General features: G+C 63.0%; 16 protein-coding genes and 3 pseudogenes. 8 read left to right on the forward strand and 11 right to left on the reverse strand.

The genetic code is table 11. From position 1 onward, the window contains the following. The first annotated feature begins 2 nt into the window (after positions 1–2). The gene (locus ACFQAU_RS13675) at positions 3–1,436 is read left to right on the forward strand and encodes an NAD(P)(+) transhydrogenase (Re/Si-specific) subunit beta (protein WP_120351353.1); all 1,434 of its coding nucleotides are present in this window, start codon (positions 3–5) and stop codon (positions 1,434–1,436) included. Between the two features lie 216 nt (positions 1,437–1,652). Beyond that, positions 1,653–2,921 carry a DUF3422 family protein gene (locus ACFQAU_RS13680; protein ID WP_132444491.1) on the forward strand — a complete coding sequence of 423 codons (1,269 nt, stop codon included), beginning with the start codon at positions 1,653–1,655 and terminating at the stop codon, positions 2,919–2,921. On the opposite strand, the gene ACFQAU_RS13685 is transcribed toward ACFQAU_RS13680, so the two are convergent. From ACFQAU_RS13685 to ACFQAU_RS13700, 4 genes and pseudogenes are all read right to left on the reverse strand, one after another. Beyond that, positions 2,857–3,930 (reverse strand): YeeE/YedE family protein, encoded by a 1,074-nt coding sequence (locus ACFQAU_RS13685; RefSeq protein WP_120351351.1) that lies wholly within the window; start codon positions 3,928–3,930, stop codon positions 2,857–2,859. The genes ACFQAU_RS13680 and ACFQAU_RS13685 overlap by 65 nt on opposite strands. Positions 3,931–4,137: 207 nt before the next feature. Next, a pseudogene (locus ACFQAU_RS13690) lies at positions 4,138–5,135 on the reverse strand (ABC transporter permease). Then, positions 5,128–6,165: an ABC transporter permease gene (locus ACFQAU_RS13695; RefSeq protein ID WP_132444492.1), complete on the reverse strand. Its 1,038-nt coding sequence runs from the start codon at positions 6,163–6,165 to the stop codon at positions 5,128–5,130. The pseudogene ACFQAU_RS13690 and the gene ACFQAU_RS13695 overlap by 8 nt, the downstream one beginning before the upstream one ends. Positions 6,166–6,283: 118 nt before the next feature. Then, the gene (locus tag ACFQAU_RS13700) at positions 6,284–8,005 is read right to left on the reverse strand and encodes a peptide ABC transporter substrate-binding protein (RefSeq protein WP_120351349.1); all 1,722 of its coding nucleotides are present in this window, start codon (positions 8,003–8,005) and stop codon (positions 6,284–6,286) included. Between the two features lie 313 nt (positions 8,006–8,318). Here ACFQAU_RS13700 and ACFQAU_RS13705 point away from each other — a divergent pair. The 5 genes and pseudogenes from ACFQAU_RS13705 to ACFQAU_RS13725 all read left to right on the forward strand — a co-directional run bounded on the left by ACFQAU_RS13705 (position 8,319) and on the right by ACFQAU_RS13725 (position 15,188). After that, a pseudogene (locus ACFQAU_RS13705) lies at positions 8,319–10,150 on the forward strand (ABC transporter ATP-binding protein). A gap of 10 nt (positions 10,151–10,160) precedes the next feature. Continuing rightward, entirely contained in the window at positions 10,161–11,324 is a 1,164-nt protein-coding gene (argE, locus tag ACFQAU_RS13710) for an acetylornithine deacetylase (protein WP_132444494.1), read from the forward strand. A 96-nt stretch (positions 11,325–11,420) separates the two neighbouring features. Continuing rightward, on the forward strand, positions 11,421–12,767 hold the full coding sequence (locus ACFQAU_RS13715) for an NAD(P)/FAD-dependent oxidoreductase (protein ID WP_132444495.1): 1,347 nt from the start codon (positions 11,421–11,423) through the stop codon (positions 12,765–12,767). A gap of 26 nt (positions 12,768–12,793) precedes the next feature. Continuing rightward, positions 12,794–13,960, forward strand: coding sequence for a M20 aminoacylase family protein (locus ACFQAU_RS13720; RefSeq protein ID WP_132444496.1), 1,167 nt, complete (start codon positions 12,794–12,796; stop codon positions 13,958–13,960). A gap of 67 nt (positions 13,961–14,027) precedes the next feature. After that, positions 14,028–15,188, forward strand: a complete 1,161-nt coding sequence (locus tag ACFQAU_RS13725; RefSeq protein WP_386282910.1) for a M20 aminoacylase family protein — start codon at positions 14,028–14,030, stop codon at positions 15,186–15,188. 61 nt (positions 15,189–15,249) lie between these two features. Here the strand turns inward: ACFQAU_RS13725 and ACFQAU_RS13730 are convergent, their stop codons facing one another. The 4 genes from ACFQAU_RS13730 to moaA are packed head-to-tail and all read right to left on the reverse strand — an operon-like array spanning position 15,250 to position 18,593. After that, the gene (locus ACFQAU_RS13730) at positions 15,250–16,065 is read right to left on the reverse strand and encodes a glycosyltransferase family 4 protein (protein WP_386282913.1); all 816 of its coding nucleotides are present in this window, start codon (positions 16,063–16,065) and stop codon (positions 15,250–15,252) included. After that, entirely contained in the window at positions 15,963–16,292 is a 330-nt protein-coding gene (locus tag ACFQAU_RS13735; RefSeq protein ID WP_386282916.1) for a hypothetical protein, read from the reverse strand. The genes ACFQAU_RS13730 and ACFQAU_RS13735 overlap by 103 nt, the downstream gene beginning before the upstream one ends. Then, complete coding sequence (locus tag ACFQAU_RS13740) at positions 16,285–17,580, reverse strand: 3-deoxy-D-manno-octulosonic acid transferase (RefSeq protein WP_132444498.1); 1,296 nt, start codon at positions 17,578–17,580, stop codon at positions 16,285–16,287. The genes ACFQAU_RS13735 and ACFQAU_RS13740 overlap by 8 nt, the downstream gene beginning before the upstream one ends. Before the next feature lie 5 nt (positions 17,581–17,585). Beyond that, positions 17,586–18,593: a GTP 3',8-cyclase MoaA gene (gene moaA / locus ACFQAU_RS13745; protein WP_132444499.1), complete on the reverse strand. Its 1,008-nt coding sequence runs from the start codon at positions 18,591–18,593 to the stop codon at positions 17,586–17,588. Positions 18,594–18,678: 85 nt separating this feature from the next. Between moaA and ACFQAU_RS13750 the strand changes: the two genes are divergently transcribed. Then, positions 18,679–19,200, forward strand: coding sequence for a hypothetical protein (locus tag ACFQAU_RS13750; RefSeq protein ID WP_132444500.1), 522 nt, complete (start codon positions 18,679–18,681; stop codon positions 19,198–19,200). Positions 19,201–19,209: 9 nt separating this feature from the next. Here ACFQAU_RS13750 and ACFQAU_RS13755 read toward each other — a convergent pair whose 3' ends face one another. The 3 genes and pseudogenes from ACFQAU_RS13755 to glmU form a co-directional block, all read right to left on the reverse strand. Further along, on the reverse strand, positions 19,210–19,908 hold the full coding sequence (locus ACFQAU_RS13755; RefSeq protein WP_132444501.1) for a DNA alkylation repair protein: 699 nt from the start codon (positions 19,906–19,908) through the stop codon (positions 19,210–19,212). Beyond that, a pseudogene (gene glmS, locus ACFQAU_RS13760) lies at positions 19,905–21,724 on the reverse strand (glutamine--fructose-6-phosphate transaminase (isomerizing)). The gene ACFQAU_RS13755 and the pseudogene glmS overlap by 4 nt, the downstream one beginning before the upstream one ends. A gap of 2 nt (positions 21,725–21,726) precedes the next feature. Next, the gene (gene glmU / locus ACFQAU_RS13765) at positions 21,727–23,079 is read right to left on the reverse strand and encodes a bifunctional UDP-N-acetylglucosamine diphosphorylase/glucosamine-1-phosphate N-acetyltransferase GlmU (protein WP_132444503.1); all 1,353 of its coding nucleotides are present in this window, start codon (positions 23,077–23,079) and stop codon (positions 21,727–21,729) included. Positions 23,080–23,170: the final 91 nt, after the last annotated feature.

Below are 23,170 nucleotides of genomic sequence, written 5' to 3' on the forward strand. Positions count from 1 at the left end.
TCATGGAATACGGATTTACGACAGCGGCCTATGTGGTCGCAGCGGTTCTCTTCATCCTGTCGCTCGGCGGTCTGTCGGGGCAGGAAAGCGCGAAACGCGCGGTATGGTACGGTATCGCCGGCATGGCGCTGGCGGTTGTCGCCACGCTGATCGGGCCGGGGGCGGGGTTCTGGCTCCTCTCGCTGATCCTGATCGCCGCCGGTGGCGCGATCGGCTACCAATTGGCCACCCGCGTGCAGATGACGCAGATGCCGGAACTGGTCGCGGCGATGCACAGCCTTGTGGGCCTCGCGGCGGTCTTCGTGGGCTATAACGCCCATATCGAACTGGGCAACGTAATGGCGATGGACGAGGTGGCGCGCGCCTCCACCGAAGGTTTCGCGGCGCTGCTGGCCAAGAAGGACAGTGTCGAGATCGCGATCCTGCGGGTCGAACTGGTGCTCGGCATCTTCATTGGTGCCGTGACCTTTACCGGCTCTGTCATCGCCTATGGCAAACTGGCGGGCCGCGTCAGCTCGGCAGCGACGAAACTGCCGGGTGGTCACATGCTCAACGCCGGTGCGGCAGCGCTCTCGCTGATCTGCCTGATCTGGTACTTCAACACCGGGGGCTTCTTGCCGCTGTTCATCATGACGCTGGCGGCGCTCTTTATCGGGTATCACCTGATCATGGGCATCGGTGGTGCTGACATGCCGGTGGTTGTGTCGATGCTGAACAGCTACTCCGGCTGGGCCGCGGCGGCGATTGGCTTCTCGCTTGGCAACGATCTGTTGATCGTGGTTGGCGCCTTGGTCGGTTCTTCGGGTGCGATCCTGAGCTACATCATGTGTAAAGCGATGAACCGTTCGTTCGTCAGCGTGATATTGGGCGGCTTTGGCGGGACATCTGGGCCGGCGATGGAGGTCGAAGGCGAGCAGGTGGCGATTGAGGCCGACGGTGTCGCACAGGCGCTCAACGAGGCCGACAGCGTCATCATCATCCCCGGCTACGGCATGGCGGTGGCTCAAGCTCAAGGCGCGGTCAGCGATCTGGTTAAGAAGCTGCGCGCCCGTGGCAAGAACGTCCGCTTTGCCATCCACCCGGTGGCGGGCCGTCTGCCCGGTCACATGAACGTGCTGCTGGCCGAGGCCAAAGTGCCCTATGACATTGTGATGGAGATGGACGAGATCAACGACGATTTCCCCGAGACCGACGTCGCGATCGTCATTGGCTCCAACGACATCGTGAACCCCGCGGCGCAAGACGACCCCAACAGCCCCATCGCTGGCATGCCGGTGCTGGAATGCTGGAAGGCGAAAACCGTCTTCGTCTCCAAGCGCGGGCAGGGCACCGGGTATTCGGGCATCGAGAACCCGCTGTTCTTCAAAGAGAACACGCGCATGTTCTACGGTGACGCGAAGGCCAGCCTCGACAAGCTGCTGCCGCTGATCGACTAATCGTTTTCTTTAAAAGAGAACGACCGGGAATTTTTAAAAATTCCCGACCTATACATCTTAAACGCCCCGCCGGAAACGGTGGGGCGTTTGCCGTTTCTAGGGGCGGTATACGTCGGTATGCAGTAAGTATCTGAAAAGGCGTATTTTTCTTCTGTTCATCGGCGGCGATAGCGCTATTCTTGGAGGAAGAAACTCTCTCCAGCAGCGGAACCCCTCATGGCCCCGATCAAAGACCACCCGCAGCGCCTTGCCCTCACCGGCGAAATGCACGCACGCCCGTTTCCGCAGCTCGCCGCGCCCTCGCGGGTCGCCTTTCTTGCGGTGAAACCGTCGCCGGATGCCGCACCGCAGGCTGAGTTGAACGCGCTGCTGGCCCATTACGGCGCGCCGCGCGCCGATGCTTCGGCCACGCACTACTATGGGGAAATGGGCCGCTTCACGCTGAAATGGGAGCAGCATACCGAATTCGTTACCTATACGGTGATCGCCCCCACTGGCCGAAGCCTGCCTTTCGCCGCTGCGGATTTCGCCGCCTTTCCCGATGATTGGCTGGCCGACATAGAAGGGGAGCGGATCACCTCGGCCTTGCTTGCGGTCCTGCCGAAGCCAGATGAGGACGAAGAGATCGCGGGTCACCTGCAAGACTGGTTCGTGCCCGAGAGCCTCGCCGTGGCAGAGGTGCTCGACGGGGCAGCGGTGGTTGCCAGCGATTTTCGGATTGATCCCGCTGGCCATCTGCGGCTGGCACTCTTTACCGACGCGGCGACCGGGCAGCGGCGGATTGGGCGGATCGTTCAGCGGCTGTGCGAGATTGAGACCTATAAGGCGATGTCGATGCTGGGCTTCATGCAGGCGCGCGACATGGCGGCGGCCTTGAATGATCTGGATGGTCAGTTGTCGACCCTCATGGGGGCGATGCGCAGCGGGGCGGGCACGGCGGCAGAAGAGACGCTGCATGCGCTGCTGGATGTTTCGGTCGCGCTAGAGGCGCTGACGGCGGAGACCGCCTATCGCTTCGCCGCCACGGGCGCCTATGAGGCCATCGTCTATGAACGTATCTCGGCCCTGCGCGAGGCGCGTTTCATGGGGCGGCAGGGGTTTGGGGAATTCATGATGCGCCGCTATGCGCCCGCTATGCGCACGGTCAAATCTACCGAGACGCGGCTGCAGACCATCGCAGCCCGCGCGCTGAGGGCCGCGGACCTTCTGCGCACGCGGGTGGATGTGGAACGCTCGGCCCAGAACCAAGCGATCCTTGCCAGCATGGACCGCCGCGCCGACCTGCAATTGCGGCTACAGCATACGGTCGAGGGGCTGTCTGTGGTGGCGATCAGCTACTACGCGGTTTCACTGGTCAGCTATCTGCTCTACCCGCTGGCAGAGCCGCTGGCGGTCAGCAAGGGGCTGCTGACCGCCGTGGTCACCGTGCCGGTTGTGCTTGGCGTGTGGTGGACGCTGCGCCACCTGCGGCGGAAGATCGGCTGAGCAACGCCTGCATGGCAAGCGCGCCCAGTGCGATCATCACGATGGCCTCGATGGCCGCGACGGAAAGCGTGGGGACACCCGAAAGGCCCGCGCCCAAGGTGCAGCCCCCGGCCAGCACACCGCCCACGCCCATCATGGCCGCCCCGGTCAGGTAGCGTCCGGTTTGGCGCGGGGCGTCAAAGCTCTGCCACTGAAACTCTCGTGCGATCAGGCTGGCGACCAGCGCGCCGACAAACACGCCGCCCAAAAGCCCGGTGCCAAAGCCCGCGGGGATCGAACTGCTGGCGATGGTCCAGAACAGAGTATCGGCAGAGGGCGAGGTGAAGCTAAGGCTCTCCATCGCGATCGGGTCGAATTCATCCAGCAGGATATACCCGGTGCCGACCCATGCGGCAGGCACCAAAAGCCCGATCAAACCGGCCATTACCAGTTGCCCCGGACGGTTGCCCGAGCGCAGCGCATAGGCAAGCGCCGCCACGGCGATCAGACCGCCCCAAACCAGCGCACCGCCGGGCAGGGCAGCAAGGCTCACGCTGTCGCCCATGTCGACGGTCACGGACCCAAGCGCCACGCGCAGCGGGGCCAGAACCCCTTTGAGTGTGGCATGGGCCACCACGGCAAAGACCAGCACCACCAGCGCCCCGCGCAGGTTGCCGCCGCCTGTCAGCACCGTGAGGCGTGAGATGCAGCCGCGCGTAAGCACCATGCCCGCGCCGAACAGCAGCCCGCCGATGCCAATCGCCAGAAACGGCACGTCACTGGTCATAAAGCGATGCGCGTCGAAACTGATCCAACCCGCGGCCACGGCGGCCTGCGTGCCGATCACCGCCAGCGCCAGCGCGGTGAGCCAGACCCCGAGCGCTTGACGCCGGTCTTCGCCCACGAGGCTGCGGCGAAAGCAAAAGCGCGTGCGCTGTGCCAAGACGCCAAACGCCAGCCCGATGAGCGCCGCCAGCAGAACGGACGCCTCTTTTGCTGTCGTCTCTTCAAAGCCGAAAGACTCAAACATCGCGAAAACCCTCGAAAACGGAATTATTTCCCATTTGGAGGGGCTGGGGGTCACAATCAAGCGAAAGCTGACGTGGGGGCCTCCGGCGTCAGCGAAATTATTTCTGTTTTGATGGAGAAATGGGCGACGCTGTTCACCCTGCGTCAGGGGCCGCGAAACAACCGGCCCCCGTCGCGATGGGCGGGGGCCGGTCGGTCCTTATTTGGCTCAGCGTCCGCGAATGCGCGGATCAAGCGCGTCGCGCAGACCATCGCCAAGGTAGTTCACCGCCAGCACGGTCAGCGAGATGGCGATGCCGGGCAGCATCACGCGCTCGGGAAACTCCTGCATGCGGTCCACTGCGTCGGCCAGTTGCTTGCCCCATGTGGGGAAGTCCGACGGAAAGCCGACGCCCAGAAAGCTCAGCGCGCTTTCGGTGATGATCGCCGTGGCAAGGCCAAGGGTGGCCGAGACCATGATGGGCGAGATCACGTTAGGCAGCAGGTGACGGCGGATGATCTTGCCCGGCGTGGTGCCGATAGAGCGGGCGGCAAGGATGAACTCACGTTCCTTCAGCGCCAGAATATCGCCCCGCACGATCCGCGCCGTCTGCATCCAAGAGGTCAGGCTGATGACCGAGACGATGAGGATGAACATGCCCCCTCAGGCCCAAACTGCGAGCGCAGCGGTTGCCCGAAGAGTGTCACCGCCAGAAGCACCAGCGGCAGGATCGGCAGGCTGAGGATCAGATCGGTGAAACGCATGAGCCAGAAGTCCATCCGCTTGAAAAAGCCCGAAAGCACGCCGACGGCCGTGCCGATGATCAGCGCCAGCGCCATGGCCATCCAGCCCACGGCCATCGAGACGCGCCCGCCAAAAAGCATCTGCGCAAGGATGTCGCGGCCCAATTGATCGGTGCCGAAGGGATGGCTCCACCCCGCCTTGGCATCGCCGTCCCACAGCAGCGTATAGATCGGCCGCCAATTCTTGTTGCGAATGTCGAGCTTCTTGGCGTCGATGTCCCACAGATAGGGGCCAAAGATCACCGCGAGCGTGATGAAGATCAGGAAACCGCCGCCGAAAAGCGCGCCCTTGTGCTTGCGGAACTGGTCCCAGACATCGCGCCATTGGCTGCGCGGGGGCTTCTGCGGGCCCTTGTCTTGCAGGGCTTTCATGAATTCGAGGTCGGCTTCGACCGGGCTGGCGGGAATGGGTTGCTCAGTCATAACGGATCCTTGGGTCAAGCAGGCCGTAGAGGATATCTGCGATCAGGTTGAACAGCACGATCAACACCGCAAAGATAAAGGTCAGGGTCATCACCATGGGCAAATCGTTGGCGCGCAGCGCGGTCAACAGAAGCTGGCCGATGCCATTCACCTTAAATACGTTCTCGGTGATGATGGCGCCGCCAAAGATGGCGGGCATGCCAAGCGCGATGATGGTGACCACCGGGATCATCGAGTTGCGCAGCACATGGACCATGACGACGACGCTTTCCTTCAGCCCCTTGGCGCGAGCGGTGCGCACGTAGTCTTGGTTGAGGTTGTCGAGCATGGCACCGCGCATGTAGCGGCTGATCTGCGCCGTGGTTTGCAGCGCCAGCACCATGACGGGCATGATCATCTGCATGAACTGCACTTTGAAGCTGGCCCAGTCATTCACGACATGCGTCGTGTCATAGATCGACGGCAGCCACCCCAGCGAGACCGAGAAGATCACGATCAGCAGAGGCCCGGTAAAGAAGGGCGGGATCGAGAAGCCGATCATGGTGATGAACGTCCCGGCCTGATCGAAGACCGAATAGTGACGGTAGGCCGAATAGATGCCGATGGGAATGGCGATGACGATGCCCAGGATATAGGCCAGACCGACAACCCAGAGGGTCTGCGGCATGCGCTGGATCACGATGTCCATCACAGGCGAACGGGTCTGCCAAGAGATCACGCGCAGCTTGCCGTCCGAAAGGTTGGTGTCGGGCAGCCAGCTAAACAGGGCAGAACGGTTGGTGAGATAGTCGATGAAAACCTGCGGCTCGATCCAAAAGACCTGCACGAGCCACTTCCAATATTGGATATAGATCGGCTGGCCGAGGCCGAGCGCCTCGCGCATTTTCTCTTTCACCTCGGGCGGGACCGTCAGCGGCACTTGGGCCATCGGGTCGCCGGGGGCGAGTTGCAGCAGCAGGAAAATCACCAGGCTGATAAACAAAAGCGTCGGGATCGACAAAAGAAGTCGTCGGATGGTGAAGGTCAACATGGGCGTCGCCTTTGTAGGTCAGTCTGTGAGGGGGTGGGGGCGAGAGGGGGCGTGCGGATGGCGCACACCCCCAAAGGTCGGTGAAGGGAGGCGCAGCATGCCGCGCCTCCGTCCTAGATCACTCTTCCATGCGGTACCAATCGGCGGCATTCCACAGCTCGGAGTCCCATGTGTTCAGAACAACGCCACCAAGGGTGTTGGCTGCAGCAGAAACGCGACCACGGTCAACCAGCGGCAGGATCGAGTAGCTGTCTTTGGTTAGCATGTCGTTCAGCTTTTTGGCCAGTTCGCCACGCTTTTCCATTTCGCCGGTACGGCCCAGCTCGGCCACCATCGCGTCATACTCTTCTTCGCAGAAACGGTTGATGTTCTCACCCTGCCACTGCGATTCCGGGCTTGGGAATTTGGCGCAGGTCCGCTGAGCCAGATAGCTTTGCGGGTCGGTGCCATCGAAGTTGTTGGCGTACATTTCAACGTCTGCATAGAAACGCTGGAACGTGTCGGTCGAACCGGGGTCGCCCCCAAAGAAGACCGAAGCGTCGATGTTGCGCAATTCGGTTTCAACACCGATCTGGCTCCACCAATCCTTGATCAGCGCTTGGAAGTCCTGACGCACGGCGTTGGTCGAGGTCTGGTAAAGGATTTCCAGCTTCACGCCGTCTTTTTCGCGGATGCCGTCGCCATCGCTGTCAACCCAGCCCGCTTCGTCCAAGAGCGCCTTGGCGCCTTCGATGTCTTGGGTCAGGCAGTCGGTGTTGTCGGAGGCGTAAAGCTCTGGCGCGGGCACCATGTTACAGGTGGCGCGGCCCGCTTGGCCGTAGCCGACTTCGACCAGCAGTTCGCGGTCAATCGCCATCGACAGTGCCCGGCGGACGCTCTCATCGGTGAGGAACGGATGCGGGTGCTTGGCTGTGGCCCGCTCACCTTCCGGCAGGTCCGGGGAGGGGTCTGTCATGTTCAGTTCCAGACGCTCAACCAGCGTGCCGAAAGCCGACATCGGCTTGCCCTTGCCGCCTTCGGCCATCTTGGCGATGACATCGGGGGCCAATTGCAGGTTCCAAGCGTAGTCGAATTCGCCGGTTTCCATCACGGCACGGCCCGCAGCTGTCGCGTCGCCGCCACCTTTGAAGGTCAGCGAGGCAAAGGCGGGCTTGCTCGGGTCGCGGTAGTTTTCGTTCGCGGCCATGGTGATCACGTCGTTCGGGCGGAACTCAGTGACGGTGAAGGGGCCGGTGCCGATGGGGTTAAAGTTCGCTTCGGTACACTCGGGCGCCTTGGCGCCAGTACAATCGGCAAACTGCGCTGCCTGAATGATCGGGGACTGGCCGCCCATGAAGGGGCCGTAGGGGTTCGGCATCGGCTCGGAGAAGGTAACCTTGACCGTCTGGTCGTCGACCACATCGACCGAAGAGACACCTTCGAATTTGGCCAACTGTGCGCAGCCGCCTTCGGGGTTCATGCAGTAATCGGCGGTGAATTTGACGTCATTGGCGGTGACGGGGGTGCCGTCGGACCACATCAGCCCATCTTTCAGCTTCCATGTGATGGTCTTGAGGTCTTCGCTCACGCCGCCGTTTTCCAGCGTCGGAATTTCGTTCGCCAGATAGGGGACCAGCGCGCCGGTTTCGTCATAGCGACCAAGGGGTTCGAGGATCAGCGAGGACGCTTCGACGTCCTTCGTGCCGCTCGACAGATAGGGGTTCAGGATCGAAGGCGCCTGCCAATAAATGATTTTGACTTCGCCGTCGCGGCCACGCTCGCCCTCATGGGCTTCTGCAAAGGCCATAGGGGCAAACGCAGTCGATGCGACAGCCCCCATCAATAGGGTCTTCAATTTCATATCTTACTCCATGTTGGACACGTGGGCGTGCCGCTTTTTGTCGACGGGATTGCCCCCGCCTTGTTGTTGTCGCCCCAGAAAGAACATGAGCTTCACCAGCTAAACATAACAAAAAAAGCAATATTCAACCTGTGATCGAAGCGTTCTTTCCAAACCGCATGGGCCATATCGAAACAGGTTTCCCAAAAATTGCAAGGGCGGACATGGCGCAAATATGACAAAGCGCGAACTGCCCGCGTCAGGTTTGACAGTCTCATGACATTCGCCGTAGCGTCGGGCAAAATCTGCGCCAATAAAAACAACAGGGAAACAGATGCTGGATCACGCAAACGGGGCGCCAATCGCCCAAATTCAGGGCCTGCGCGTCGAATTTCAAACCAAAGATGGCCCCGTTGTCGGCGTCGAAGATGTCAGTTTCGACATCAACCCCGGTGAGACGGTTTGCGTTGTCGGGGAATCGGGATCGGGCAAATCGGTGTCTTCGCTGTCGCTGATGCGGCTGGTCGAATACGGCGGCGGTGAAATTGCAGGCGGGCGCCTTCTTTTTGAGCGTGGTGAAAAGGGGCAGGTCGATCTGGCGGCCAGCAGCGGCAGCCTCATGCGCAAGATTCGCGGCAATGAAATCGGCATGATCTTCCAAGAGCCGATGACCGCGCTGAACCCCGTTTTTACCATCGGCAAGCAGATGACCGAGGGCCTGCGCCTGCATCTGAACATGTCCCGGCAAGAGGCCGAGGAACGTGCGTTGGAATTGATGGAGCAGGTCCGCATCCCTGAGCCTGAGCGCCGGTTGAAGCAGTACCCGCATGAGCTTTCGGGCGGTATGCGCCAGCGCGTGGTGATCGCCATGGCACTGGCCTGCGAGCCGCGCCTGCTGATCGCGGATGAGCCCACCACCGCGCTCGACGTGACGATTCAGGCCGAAATCCTCGCCCTGATGGACCGGCTCAAGCGCGAAACGGGCACGGCGGTGATGTTCATCACCCATGACATGGCCGTGGTGGCGCAGATGGCTGACCGGGTCGTCGTCATGTTCCGCGGCAAGAAGGTCGAGGAAGGCACCGTCGAGGAGATCTTTGAGAACCCGCAGCACCCCTATACCAAAGCGCTCTTGGCCGCCGTGCCGAAACTGGGCGAGATGACGGGCAAGCCATACCCCGAGCCGATGAAGCTTTTGGGCAGTGAGGACAAGGAAATCGTTCCGATCAAGGGCCGCGAAGAGGTGCTCTTGTCGGTCAGGAACCTGACCACGCGCTTCCCAGTGCAGGGCGGTTTCCTGCGCCGCACTGTGGCCAATGTGCATGCGGTCGAAGACCTGTCCTTTACGCTCAACAAAGGTCAGACGCTGAGCCTCGTTGGCGATCGGGCTGTGGCAAATCCACCGCCGGACGGTCGATCCTGCGGCTGGTGGAGCCGATGTCGGGAGAGGTGAACCTTGACGGTGTCGATATCATGTCGCTCGACCAATCAGCTTTGCGCACCGCGCGGCTCGACATGCAGATGATCTTTCAGGATCCCTTCGCCTCGCTCAACCCGCAGATGCAACTCGCGGATCAGGTGGCCGAGCCGATCCACAATTTTGCGACCCTCAAGGGGGCCGAAATTACCAAGCGGATCGAGATGCTCTTCGACCGGGTGGAACTGCCGCGCAGCTTCATGCGCCGCTTCCCGCATGAGCTGTCAGGCGGCCAGCGCCAACGGGTCGCCATCGCCCGCGCGCTTGCGCTGAACCCCAAGCTGATCATCGCGGATGAAGCGGTCTCGGCCCTTGATGTGTCTGTGCAGGCGCAGGTGCTCAACCTGATGATGGAGCTTCAGGCCGAGATGGAACTGTCCTTCCTCTTCATCAGCCACGACATGGCGGTGGTGGAGCGGGTAAGCCACTACGTCGGCGTCATGTATCTGGGGCGCATCGTCGAGATGGGCTCGCGCCAGCGGGTGTTTGAGAACCCGCAGCACCCATATACCCAAGCGTTGATGAAGGCCGTGCCAATTGCCGATCCGCGCCGGCGCAAGTCCGAGAAGGACCTGAACTTCAAACCGATTCCCTCGCCGATCCACTCTGTCAGCTATCGGGCCGAGCCTTCGGTCTACCGCGAGGTGGAGCCGGGGCACCATGTGCTGACCACCGACAGTGGCTATTGAAAGAATACCAATGAACGAACGCCTGACCCCGCTCGAGTTGATGACCAAACTCATTAGCTTTCCCACCGTGTCGCGGGACACCAACATCCCGCTGATCGACTGGGTGGCCGAGTACCTCGCCTCCCACGGGATCGAGAGCCACCGCTACGTCGATCCTGATCAGCCCAAACATGCGCTTTTCGCCCATGCGGGCCCGTGGGAGGAGGGGGCCGTGGTGCTTTCGGGCCATACCGATGTGGTGCCGGTCGACGGGCAGGCATGGGACACCGACCCTTTCACCGTGACCGAGAAAGACGGCCGCTATTACGGACGCGGCACCTGCGACATGAAGGGCTTTGACGCGCTGGCGCTCTGGGCTTTGGTCGAGGCGCATTATGCAGACGTCAAACGCCCCCTACAGATCGCGCTCAGCTTTGACGAAGAGATCGGCTGCGCCGGTGCCCCGCCGATGATCCAAGCGATGCAGGGCGTGGTGCCCAAGGGCTCGGCGGTGATCGTGGGCGAGCCTTCGACCATGCAGGCGGTGACTGGCCACAAGGGCGGCATTGGCTTTAACACGCACCTCGTGGGCTTTGAGGTGCATTCCTCGCTGCTGCACACCGGGGTCAACGCGATCATGGCGGGCGCCAAGCTCATCGAATGGGCCAATGACGTAAACAGCGACAACATGGCCGCCAAACCGACCGAGACGGCGGCGATGTTCGACCCGCCCTTCACCACCGCCCATGTCGGTGTGATCGAAGGCGGCACGGCCCACAACATCACCGCCAAGGACTGCAAATTCGCCATGGATTTCCGCGTGGTGCCGGGTGAAGACAAAGACAAATGGGGCACCGCCTACCTCAAGAAGGTCCGTGAGGTCGAAAAGCAGATGCAGGACGTGGTGCCCGAAACCTATATCGAGACCTCGACCCGTTTCGACGTGCCCGCGCTGCAGCCCGAAAAGAACGGCGAGGCCGAGCAGATCGTGCGCCAGATCACCGGCGACAATGCCAGCCACAAAGTGAGCTACGGCACCGAAGCCGGGCAGTTCCAAGAGGCAGGGTATTCCGCCGTGATCTGTGGGCCGGGCGACATCGCGCAGGCGCACCAGCCCAATGAATTCATCGACGTGGCGCAATTCGAGGCCGGTCACGACTTCATGCGCCGGCTGCTGACCCGCTTGCAGGGCTGAGCCATCCCTGACAGACCTAGGGCAGGCCCCCCGCAGGGGCCTGTCCTTTCCACGGCCGCCCGGTGCAGCCGCGCGGTCCCAGCCTCCGGGGTTCGCATGTCCGTTTTTCCTATCACCCTTGCCACCCCTGCCAGCTACCCCCGCACCCCGCCGCGTGACAGCGAGGTGGTGGTCATCGGCGGTGGCGTGATCGGCGTCTGCACCGCCCTGTTTCTGGCGCGGGCGGGCAAACAGGTGACGCTGCTGGAAAAGGGCCGCATTGCCGCCGAACAATCCAGCCGCAACTGGGGCTGGATCCGCCAACAAGGGCGCGACCCGGATGAGTTGCCAATCATGGTCGAAGCCGCGCGTTTTTGGCGCGAACTGGCCCCAGAGCTTGACCGCGACATCGGGCTGAAACAGACCGGCGTGACCTATCTGGCAAACTCTGACGCCAAGATGCAGAGCTACGCAGACTGGCTGCCCCACGCCAAGGCGAATGGGATCGACAGCCGGTTGATGGACGCAGGCGAGGTGGCGGCGGCTTTTCCGGGGCTGAGCAAAGGCTACTCCGGGGCGTTGATCACCCCCTCCGACATGCGGGCCGAACCTTGGGTCGCGGTGCCAGCGCTGGCCGCCTTGGCCGTCAAAGAGGGCGTGCGCATCATCGAGAACTGCGCGGTGCGCAAGCTTGACCTCGCCGCGGGCCGCGTGGCGGGGGTGAGCACCGAAGCGGGGGCGATCCGCACGACATCGGTGGTGCTGGCGGGCGGGGCATGGTCGGCGCTTTTCCTGCGCGCGCATGGCGTCACCCTGCCGCAGCTATCCGTACGCGAAAGCGTGGTGGCGACCAATGTGCTGCCCGAGGTGCACGCCGGTGCCGTGGCCGAAGCCGGGCTGGCCTTTCGCCGCCGCGCCGATGGGGGGTATACGCTGGCTCCGGGGGCGGCGCCCGACCTCTATGTCGGGCCAGATGCCTTCCGCGCCCTGCGTCACTACCTCCCACAGTTGCGAGCCACCCCCTTTGGCCAGCGGCTGCGGATGTCTGCACCTAAGGGCTTTCCTGATGCATGGCGCACCCCGCGCCAATGGGCCGCGGACAGCGTCAGCCCCTTTGAAGCGATGCGCATCCTTGATCCTGCCCCCGATCACCGCCGGTTGCGCCGCACGGTCAAGCAGTTCGCAGCGCTTTATCCCGAACTGCCACCCATCACGGCGCGCAATTCATGGGCGGGCATGATCGACACAATGCCCGATATCGTACCCGTGGTGGACAGTTGCGCCCAAATTCCGGGCCTCGTCATTGGCACTGGCATGTCGGGCCACGGCTTTGGCATCGGGCCGGGGATGGGGCGGGTGCTGGCCGCTCTGGTCATGGGCGATGCGCCGGGGCATGATCTGAGCAGATTTCGCGCCGACCGGTTCAGTGATGGCACGCCCATCCGCCCCGGTCCGGCGCTTTAACCTCATTGTTTCAAAGGACAAAGCCCATGCCGATCAAGAACCGTTTCGCCGAGACCCACGCCGAGATCACCGCATGGCGCCGCCACCTGCATCAGCACCCTGAACTGATGTTCGACCTGCCCGAAACCTCGAAATTCGTCGAAGACAAGCTGCGCAGCTTTGGCATCACCGACATCACCACCGGCATCGCGCAGACCGGCGTGGTCGCGGTGATCGAGGGGCAGAGCAATCGCTCAAACCGCACCATCGGGCTGCGCGCCGATATGGATGCGCTGCCGATCATGGAAGCGACGGGGCTGCCCTATGCCTCCAAGACCCCCGGCAAAATGCATGCCTGCGGCCATGATGGGCATACGGCGATGCTCTTGGGTGCTGCACAATACCTTGCGGAGACGCGCAATTTCGATGGCCGCGTCGTGCTGATCTTCCAACCCGCCGAGGAAGGCGGCGGCGGTGGCAATGTCATGGTGCAAGAGGGGCTGATGGACCGTTGGGATATCGATGAGGTTTACGGCATGCACAATATGCCCGGCCACCCCACCGGGCATTTCGCAATCCGCGAGGGCGCGCTGCTGGCTGCGGCGGATGAGTTCAACATCACGCTGACCGGGCAGGGCGGCCATGCCGCGGCCCCGCATGAGGCCATCGACACCAACCTCGCTGCCGCCCATGTGTTGATCGCGCTGCAATCCATCGCCAGCCGCAACACCGATCCGCTGAAACAGGTCGTCGTCTCGGTCTGCACCCTGCGCAGCGATACCGACAGCCACAACGTCCTGCCGCATCAGGTGCTTCTGCGCGGCACGGTGCGCACTTTGGACCCCGTGGTGCAGGATTTGGCCGAGCAGCGCTTGCACGACCTCACCCGCCTGACTGCCGAAGCGCATCAGTGCAAGGCAGAGATCGACTATCAGCGCGGCTATCCCGTCACGCGCAACCACAGCGACCACACCCGCTATGCCGCCGAGGCTGCCGACAAGATCACCCCCGGCACCGACCGCGACACCCCGCCCATCATGGCAGGCGAAGATTTTTCCTATATGCTCAACGCGCGACCGGGCGCCTATATCATGATCGGCAACGGCGACGGGGTGACGGTGCACCACCCGGCATATGACTTTGACGATGCCGCAATCCCGGCGGGCTGTTCATGGTTCGCGCAGGTGGTTGAGGACCGGCTGGCAAGGGCGTAAGCATGTGGCAGATAAATGCGACTGCATGAAAATCAGCGCCAACCCAACTCCGGAGGATACTTCCCAAATGGCCGTTAAGAACCGATTTGCCGAGCTGCATGACGACATCACCGCATGGCGCCGCGATCTGCATGAAAACCCCGAAATCCTCTTTGAGACGCACCGCACCTCGGCCACCGTGGCCGAGAAACTGCGCAGCTTCGGCTGCGACGAGGTCGTCGAGGGCATTGGCCGCACCGGCGTCGTCGGCGTGATCAAGGGCAAGGAAACCGGATCGGGCAAGGTCATCGGGCTGCGCGCCGACATGGACGCGCTGCCGATCCACGAACAGACCGGGCTTGAGTATGCCTCTAAGACCGACGGCGCGATGCATGCCTGCGGTCATGACGGCCACACCGCGATGCTGCTGGGGGCGGCGCAATATCTAGCCGAGACCCGCAATTTCGACGGTACCGTCGTGGTGATCTTCCAGCCCGCCGAAGAGGGCGGCGGCGGTGGCCGTGAGATGTGCGAGGACGGTATGATGGACCGTTTTGGCATCCAAGAAGTCTATGGGATGCACAACTGGCCGGGCATGCCCACGGGCTCTTTCGGCATCCGCCCGGGGTCTTTCTTTGCTGCGACGGATCAGTTCGACATCACCTTTGAGGGCCGCGGCGGCCATGCCGCCAAGCCGCATGAGACCGTCGACACAACCGTGATGGCCGCGCAGGCCGTGCTCGCGCTGCAAACCATCACATCGCGCAATGCCGACCCGGTGGAGCAGATCGTCGTCTCGGTCACCGCCTTTGAGACATCTTCCAAAGCCTTCAACGTGATCCCGCAGCGGGTGCAGATGAAAGGCACCGTGCGCACGATGTCGGCGGATATGCGCAGCCTTGCCGAAAAGCGGATCAACGAGATTTGCAACGGCATCGCGGGCACCTTTGGCGGCACAGCGGATGTGACCTACCACCGCGGCTATCCGGTCATGGTGAACCACGAAGAGCAGACCGAGTTTGCCGCCGATGTGGCACGCTCAATCTCGGGCGATTGCGTCGAGGCGCCGCTGGTCATGGGGGAAGACTTCGCCTTCATGCTCGAAGAACGCCCCGGTGCCTATATCCTCGTCGGCAACGGCGACACGGCGGCGGTGCACCATCCGGAGTATAACTTCAACGATGAGGCGATCCCGGCAGGCTGTAGCTGGTGGGCGGGTATCGTCGAGCAGCGGATGCCAGCGGCCTGATCCCGCAATCAGAAACGATCCTAGCGCGCCTCCTTCGGGGGCGCGTTTTTCTTTCGCGGGCCTAGCCGCGTTCCCACAGCGCGTTATAGACGGCTTCGATCCCATCGGCCTCGGCCCGCGCGCTAAAGCGGTGTTCGGCCCAGTGGCGCGCAGCTTCTGACAGAGCGGCTTGGTCCTCTCGCTCAAGCAGGGACCGCGCGGCTTGGGCCGCAGCCTCCGCCGCGCCAAGGGGGACCACCTTGCCCACACGGCCACCGTTCGAAAAAGCGCCGTAATACCCTGCATCGCTGCCCACGAAGGGCACGCCCGAGGCCAGCGCTTCGAGCGGGACCATGCCATAGCCCTCGTAGCGCGGCAGTTGCACCACCAGCGACAGCGCGCGCATCAGTTTGGGCAGGTCGGCGGCAGGGTATTCGCCCACGAAAAGCAGCCGCTCCGCGAGGCCCGCCGCCTCGACCTGCGCCTTGAGCTTGGTCAGAAACGCCTCATGTTTGCCGCCCGCGCGGCCAATCACCAGCGCCACCGCGCCGGGGCGTTCGGGCAGCAAGCGCAGCATCGCCTCCACGAAAAGGTCGGTGCCTTTCTCGGGCCGAATGCGCCCCACGGTGGCGATGCCATGAGTGCCACCAAAGCCCAATTGCTCCCAAGCGGCGCCCCGGTTGGTGGCGGGAGAGAAGACATCGGTATCCACCCCATGCGGCACCACGGCGCGGACATGGGGCACGAACTCCGCCGCGCGTTCGGTCGTGGCGATGACCGCGTCCATTTGCCGGATCAGCCAGCGTGGATAGGCTGAATGCAGGCGCTGCGCGGCAGAGGTGAAGACGATCCGGATATTCGCCCCGCGCACATCGCGCAGCCAAAGCGCGCTGCGCATCTCGGGGTTGCGGCGGACGTGCCAGATGGCGAAGGGGCGGTCTTGGGGGGATGTTTTCGGGTGATCCGCCCCGCGGCGGCACGGGTCAGCGGCACCGGGCAGCCGGGCAGGGGTTGGCCCACTAACACCAACTCGTGCCGATTGACCTGTTGGCGCACCACATTGGCCGCCGTGGCCGAGACGCCGGTGAAATTGCGGTTGTAGTTGGTGACGAAAAGCTCAGGCATCGGCGCTGTCCTCTCGCAGGCGCAGGGCCGTGATCAGCCGCTCGGCAATACTGTCGAGTTTGTCGATTTGCCCCGCGGCATAAGTTTTCGACGCGGCCACACCGCTGGCGCGGGCAATATCGTTGCGCAAAAGATCCGCCACACGGTCCGCCAAATCCTGCGTGCCCGCCACCAGACGCGCGGCACCTGCGGCCTCCATCTCGGCAAAGGTCTCGGCGAAATTGGCGACATGGGTGCCCGAAAGCACCATCGCCCCGGCCTGCGCAACCTCATAGGGGTTATGCCCCCCGATTGGGTGTAGCGATCCGCCCAGAAAGACGATGTCGGACAGCGCGTACCAGGTGCCCAGCTCGCCCAATGTGTCGGCCAGATAGACCTGCTCGCGCGGCATGTCGCCCCGCGTCCGGCGGCCATGGGTCAGTCCGACGCTGGCGATGAGGCCGGCCACCTCGTCCCCGCGTTCCGGGTGGCGGGGAACAAGGATCAGACATAGGTCGGGGACCTGTTCAAGCAGTTGTCGATGCGCCTCTAATACCGCTTTCTCCTCGCCCGGATGGGTGGAGGAGGCGATCCAGACGGGGCGGTCGCCCAAGGCCGCACGGGCCTGCGCGATGGTGTCATCGTCCTGCGGCAGAGGGCCTGCCATAGACTTGAGGTTGATCCCCGGAGCGACCCGATCGGCGGGGGCGTTGATGGTGGTCATGGCCCGCGCCATCGCGTCATTCTGCGTCAGGATCAGGTCAAACACACTAAAGAGAAACCCCGCCAGCGCGGGCTGTTTCTGCCAGCGTTCGATAGAGCGTTGCGACAGGCGCGCGTTGATCAGCGCCATTGGCGTGCCACGCGCATGGGTCCGCCGCAGCATCTGCGGCCAAAGCTCGCTCTCGACGAAAAGCGCCGCGTCGGGCCGCCAATGGTTGAGGAACCGCTTTAGCGGGCCGGGGGCGTCGAGCGGGGCGAATTGGTGCCGGCTGCGCGGCGGCAGGCGTCGGTCCACCAGCCGGGCCGAGGTCGCGGTGCCGGAGGTGATGAGGAAATGCGCCTGCGGCAGCGCGCGGCCCATCCGATCAATCAGCGCCAAAACCGACAGGCTTTCCCCGACAGAGGCGGCGTGAAACCAGATCAGCGGCCCCTCGGGGCGCGGCTGGCTGGCGTGGCCAAGCTTTTCGCGCGCGCGTTTCGGCTCAGCTTCGGCCCGGCGCAGCTTGGCCATGGACTGCCGTCCTGCGATGGGCAGCATCACAGTGCTTGCCGCGACCCATGCCCGGTAGAGGAACGGCGTGGTCATCGGGCTCAGCCGCCCGTGTGGCTCATGTGGCGCGGCATCTGCCCGTCGACACGCTGGCGTGAATAGTCGAAATCATGCCCCTTGGGCTTGCGGTCGATCGCCGCGCGGATCGCCTCTTGCAGCGGGACATCCGTATCGGGGTGATCGCGCAGTGGGGCGCGCAGATCGGCCACGTCTTCTTGGCCCAGACACATGAAAATCTCACCGGTGCAGGTGACCCGCACGCGGTTGCAGCTTTCGCAGAAATTATGGCTCAGCGGGGTGATGAAGCCGATCTTCTGACCCGTCTCTTCGAGCCGCACATAGCGGGCGGGGCCGCCGGTCCGCTCGGCCAGATCGGTAACGGTATAATGTTCGGCATAGCGCGCGCGCACGTCCTTCAGGGACCAGAACTGACCAAATCGGTCTTCGTTGCCCAGATCGCCCATCGGCATGACTTCGATCCATGTCAGGTCAATCCCACGCTCGGCGCACCATTCGGTGATGCGCGGCAGTTCGGGTTCGTTAAAACCTTTGAGCGCCACGGCGTTGATCTTGATCTTCAGGCCCGCGCGCTGCGCCGCATCTATCCCGCGCAGCACCTGTGGCAGGCGGCCCCAGCGGGTGATATCCGCGAACTTCTGTTCATCCAACGTGTCGAGCGAGACGTTCACCCGGCGCACACCAGCGGCATAAAGATCATCGGCAAAGCGTTCCAACTGGCTGCCATTGGTGGTCAGCGTCAGCTCTTTCAGCTTTCCGCTGTCGAGGTGGCGTTTCATGCCGTCGAAGAAGGTCATGATGCCGCGCCGCACCAGAGGCTCACCGCCGGTGATGCGCAGCTTCTCGACACCGAGGTCGACGAAGTTGCTGCACAAACGGTCCAATTCCTCCAGCGTGAGCAATTCCTTCTTGGGAAGAAAGGTCATGTTCTCCGACATGCAGTAGACGCAGCGAAAATCGCAGCGGTCGGTGACGGAGACGCGCAGATAGGTGATTGCGCGCATGAAGGGGTCTATGAGGGGTGCTGTCATGCCTTATAGGTAATGCCCCGCCCACTGCGGGGCAAGCGGCATTTGGGCGATTGATAAGGGGACGGGGCGCGGATAGGCTGCGCGGATGACACGTATTATCTTACCGCTTTTCATTGTGGCCGCCACGGCGGGCTGCAGCACTCTGACCGAGAGCCTCGGGATGGATGCTTCCCAGTCCGAGCCTGCGGCCGCATCCGCCCCGACCGAAGCCCCGGCAGAGGCCGCGACCGCGCCGGCCGCTGCGACGCCGCCTGCCGCCTCTCCGATCGCGACCGGGGGCAGCAGTGCCGAGGCGCTTGATACAACCACCGCCGCAGAGCGCGAAGCAGCCAGCCGCGCGCCCGCCAGCACCGGTGCCGCCTTGGGGACGACAGTGGTCAGTCTGGGCAGCGCGACAGAGCCGGGCCTGTGGTTGAAAACACCTCTGGTCGACGCCGAACAGCCGGGCCGGGTGACCAACCCCGCAACAGGCAAATCGGCCGCCGTGACCCTGATCCCGCTGGAGGGGCCTGCAACCGCAGGCAGCCGCATGTCGCTGCCCGCTTTGCGTTTGATCGGCGCCTCCCTGACTGACCTCACCACGGTCGAAGTCTCGACCGAAGGGTAAGGCGCGGGGTCAGCCTGCGCCGTCTGACTTTTCCAGCAGGCGCAGCGCTTCTTTCACCGCGAAAGGTTTCATCGCCTCCCCATGGGTGGCGACAAAGGCGCGGGTGCGTTCGGGATCGTGTTTCGACAGGTCGCGCAACCACCAACCGATCGCCTTTTGGATGAACCAACGGTGATCCGGCACCATCGTCGCGGCCCAGCCAAGGATGCGGTCCCGCGCGGCAAGCTCTTCTGGTTTAGGGTTGTTCTGCTTGGTCCACGGCAGGGTCGAGACCAAAGCCGCCCGCCGCGTCCAGAGATGATCGGAGGCGACCCAGCCTTCCACTTCGTCCAGACGTGTCGGATCGGCCACCAGACGTTTCTGCGCGGCCATGCTGGCATGGTCGGCAATCGCCCAACTGTCGAAATCCGCGGTCCAGCTTGCGATCAACGCCCATGCGGTTTGATCGTCGGGGCGCAGTCGCGCTTGGGTCAGCAGCTTTGCTGCTGCGACGCGGGCCTCGAAAATATCCGACTGCCATAGGGCGTCGGCAAGGGCGACACGGCCCTCGACATCGAGCGCATCGCGCCAAGTCTGGGCAAACTCCGCAATCTGTGGGTTGGTCAAGCCGAGATAGCGCCGGTCGGCTTTGTGATAGGCGCGCATCTCTTCGGCGCGGGCCGGGTTGGCCTGCGCTTCGAGTTCCTCAAGGGCGGTTTCCAAATTCATTCCACCGTCACCGATTTCGCCAGATTGCGCGGCTGGTCCACATCCGTGCCTTTCGCCACGGCGGTGTGATAGGCCAGCAACTGCGCCGGAACCGCATAGAGGATCGGGGCCAGTGCATCCGGGACGGGGGCATTTCGATGCTGAACCAGACGCCTTCATTGGCTTCGGCCTGCCCTTTGGAGTCGGAGATCAGGATCACCTTGCCCTTGCGCGCCATGACCTCTTGCATGTTGCTGACGGTCTTGTCGAACAGCGCGTCGCGCGGCGCCATAACGACCACCGGCACATGCTCATCCACCAGTGCGATGGGGCCGTGCTTCAGTTCACCTGATGCATAAGCTTCGGCGTGTATGTAGCTGATTTCTTTGAGTTTCAAAGCGCCTTCGAGGGCGAGGGGGTACATCTGACCCCGGCCAAGGAACAGCACGTCACGGGCATGTGAGAGCTTCAGGGCGGCCTCTTGCATTGTGTCGTTCTGTTCAAGCGCCGTGCTGATGATCGCGGGCAGCCCCCGCAGGCTTGAGATGTGATCGGCGAATGTCTCGGCGCTGATCGCGTCGCGGTCCCGTGCGGCCTTGAGAACCAGCGCAAAGAGCACGACCAATTGGCAGGTGAAGGCTTTGGTTGAGGCGACGCCAACCTCGACACCGGCATGGATCGGCAAGGCCAGATCGCTTTCGCGGGCGATGGAGCTTTCGGGCACGTTGACGACCGAAAGGATGCGCGCGGCCTTGCCCTCGCAATAGCGCAGGGCGGCCAGCGTATCTGCGGTTTCCCCTGATTGGCTGACGAAAACCGCCAGCGTGCGCGGCGGGATCGGCGGCTCACGGTAGCGGAATTCCGAGGCGACATCGATCTCGACCGGCAGGCGCGCGATCTGTTCAAACCAGTATTTCGCGGTGAAACAGGCATAGGACGCAGTGCCGCAGGCCACCATGACGATCCGGTCAAACTGCGTGAAATCAATATCCTGCGCGCTGATGTTGATCTCACCTTCGGGGGTCAGGTAGTGGCCGATGGCCGCACCGATCACGCCGGGTTGCTCGGCGATCTCTTTGGCCATGAAGTGTTTGTGCCCTGCCTTGTCGATGCGGGTGCTGTCAATCTGCACGGATTTGATCGCGCGGTTGGCCAGCGCCCCGTTGCGGTCGGTGATCTCTACCGACGTGCGGGTGATGACGGCGCAATCCCCTTCTTCGAGATAGGCGATCTGGTTGGTCAGCGGGGCCAGCGCGATGGCGTCACTGCCCACATACATCTCACCCTCACCATAGCCGATGGCCAAGGGCGAGCCCTTGCGCGCGGCGATCAACAGGTCATCGTGACCGTCAAAAAGGAAGGCCAGCGCGAAGGCCCCTTCGAGACGGGCGAGGGTCTGTTTGGCGGCCTCCACTGGGCCGGCGCCCTGCGCCATATGATGTTGGGTCAGTAGGGCGACGGTTTCGGTATCGGTCTCGGTGACGAAATGCGCGCCATGTTCGGCCAGCTCAGCCCGCAGTTCGCGGAAGTTTTCGATGATCCCGTTGTGCACCACGGCCACCGGCCCGGCCTGATGCGGGTGGGCGTTGGTCACGCTCGGCGCGCCATGGGTGGCCCAGCGGGTGTGGCCGATGCCGGACTTGCCCGCCAGCGGCTCATGCACCAGCGCGTCGGAGAGGTTGACCAGTTTGCCCAAGGCGCGACGACGGTCGAGTTTGCCGTTGTTCAGCGTGGCAATGCCAGCGCTGTCATAGCCGCGATATTCCAGCCGTTTTAACGACTCTACAAGAATGGGAGCGACTTCATGGGTGCCAAGCACCCCTACAATTCCACACATGTTTAGCTGCCCCTCTGCATCTTTGCCTTCTTGGCCTTTAGAATTTCGAACATTTTGCGGGCCATGCCCGGTTTTTCGATTTGCGGCGCGCGCGACAGGGCCAGCGCCTCTGGCTCCACGTCCGAAGTGATGACCGAACCCGAGCCGGTCATCGCGCCCTCGCCGATTGTCACCGGGGCCACCAGCATGGTGTTCGACCCGATGAAAGCGCCCGCGCCGATGGTGGTGTGATGTTTCATCACGCCGTCATAATTGCAGGTGATCGTGCCCGCCCCGATGTTGCTCCGGGCGCCCACGGTGGCATCGCCGATATAGCTCAGGTGGTTGACCTTGGCCCCTTCGGCGATCTGCGCATTCTTCACCTCAACAAAATTGCCGATGCGCACATCTTCGGCCAATTCCGCGCCGGGACGCAGGCGGGCATAGGGGCCGACCACGCCGCCGCGTGAGACATGGCACCCTTCAAGATGCGAGAAGGCGCGGATGGTGCTGCCGGATTCCACGGTCACATTCGGGCCGAAGACGACGTTGGGTTCCACCACCGTGTCGCGGCCGATATAGGTGTCGCGGGATAGAAAGACCGTTTCGGGGGCGACCAAGGTCACGCCGTCTTCCATCAACAGCGCGCGGGCGCGGGATTGGAACGCGGCCTCGGCCCGGGCGAGGTCGCCGCGGGAGTTCACGCCCATCGTCTCGGCCTCGGTGCAGGTGACCACGGTGGCGCTGCGCCCGTCGGCGCGGGCAAGGCCGATGATGTCGGTGAGGTAGTATTCTTCGGAAGCGTTGTCATTGCCCACTTTATCGATCAGATCGAACAGAAGCTCGGATTTGCAAGCCACCACGCCGGAATTACACAGGGTAATGGCGCGTTCCTCGGGCGAGGCGTCTTTGAACTCAACGATACGCTTCAACGTGTCGCCCTGCATCACCAGACGGCCATAACGGGCGGGGTCGGCGGCTTCGAACCCCAGCACCACCACATCATGGGTGGCCAAAGCTTCTTGCATCTTTTCCAATGTCTCGGGCTGCACGAAGGGCGTGTCGCCGTAAAGCACCAGCGCCATACCGTCGAAACCTTCCAACGCCGGGCGGGCCTGTGCCACCGCATGGGCCGTGCCCAGCTGTTCGGTCTGTTCGACCACCTGTGCATCCTCGTCAAAGAGGGTTGCGGCCGCGCGTACCTGATCCGCCCCATGGCCCGCCACCACAACCGTATGGCGGGGGCCAAGCATGGCGCCTGCGGCCATGGCGTGTTCGAGCATGGGGGCGGAGGCGACGCGGTGCAGCACCTTTGGCAGGTCCGAGTTCATCCGTGTCCCCTTGCCCGCGGCAAGGATGATCAGTGCAGTTTCCATGTAAATCTCTTTGTCCTTCAGCTTGCATTCTCTTTACGCGCTTCGCACAAAGGCGCAAGGTTGTGGCCCATCAAACTAGATTGCGGTCTGC

The sequence above is a fragment of the Sulfitobacter profundi genome (assembly GCF_042661425.1).
GTDB classification, from domain to species: Bacteria; Pseudomonadota; Alphaproteobacteria; order Rhodobacterales; family Rhodobacteraceae; genus Sulfitobacter; species Sulfitobacter profundi.

Coding starts and splice junctions, on each gene's coding strand:
- ACFQAU_RS13700 (WP_120351349.1), bottom strand. CDS start 8,005: ATGAAATTGAAGACCCTATTGATGGGGGCTGTCGCATCGACTGCGTTT.
- ACFQAU_RS13685 (WP_120351351.1), bottom strand. CDS start 3,930: ATGTTTGAGTCTTTCGGCTTTGAAGAGACGACAGCAAAAGAGGCGTCC.
- ACFQAU_RS13725 (WP_386282910.1), top strand. CDS start 14,028: ATGGCCGTTAAGAACCGATTTGCCGAGCTGCATGACGACATCACCGCA.
- ACFQAU_RS13755 (WP_132444501.1), bottom strand. CDS start 19,908: ATGAATTTGGAAACCGCCCTTGAGGAACTCGAAGCGCAGGCCAACCCG.
- argE (WP_132444494.1), top strand. CDS start 10,161: ATGAACGAACGCCTGACCCCGCTCGAGTTGATGACCAAACTCATTAGC.
- ACFQAU_RS13695 (WP_132444492.1), bottom strand. CDS start 6,165: ATGTTGACCTTCACCATCCGACGACTTCTTTTGTCGATCCCGACGCTT.
- ACFQAU_RS13680 (WP_132444491.1), top strand. CDS start 1,653: ATGGCCCCGATCAAAGACCACCCGCAGCGCCTTGCCCTCACCGGCGAA.
- ACFQAU_RS13740 (WP_132444498.1), bottom strand. CDS start 17,580: ATGACCACGCCGTTCCTCTACCGGGCATGGGTCGCGGCAAGCACTGTG.
- glmU (WP_132444503.1), bottom strand. CDS start 23,079: ATGGAAACTGCACTGATCATCCTTGCCGCGGGCAAGGGGACACGGATG.
- ACFQAU_RS13730 (WP_386282913.1), bottom strand. CDS start 16,065: ATGCGCAGCGCGCTTTGGCTGCGCGATGTGCGCGGGGCGAATATCCGG.
- moaA (WP_132444499.1), bottom strand. CDS start 18,593: ATGACAGCACCCCTCATAGACCCCTTCATGCGCGCAATCACCTATCTG.
- ACFQAU_RS13675 (WP_120351353.1), top strand. CDS start 3: ATGGAATACGGATTTACGACAGCGGCCTATGTGGTCGCAGCGGTTCTC.
- ACFQAU_RS13720 (WP_132444496.1), top strand. CDS start 12,794: ATGCCGATCAAGAACCGTTTCGCCGAGACCCACGCCGAGATCACCGCA.
- ACFQAU_RS13750 (WP_132444500.1), top strand. CDS start 18,679: ATGACACGTATTATCTTACCGCTTTTCATTGTGGCCGCCACGGCGGGC.
- ACFQAU_RS13735 (WP_386282916.1), bottom strand. CDS start 16,292: ATGCCTGAGCTTTTCGTCACCAACTACAACCGCAATTTCACCGGCGTC.
- ACFQAU_RS13715 (WP_132444495.1), top strand. CDS start 11,421: ATGTCCGTTTTTCCTATCACCCTTGCCACCCCTGCCAGCTACCCCCGC.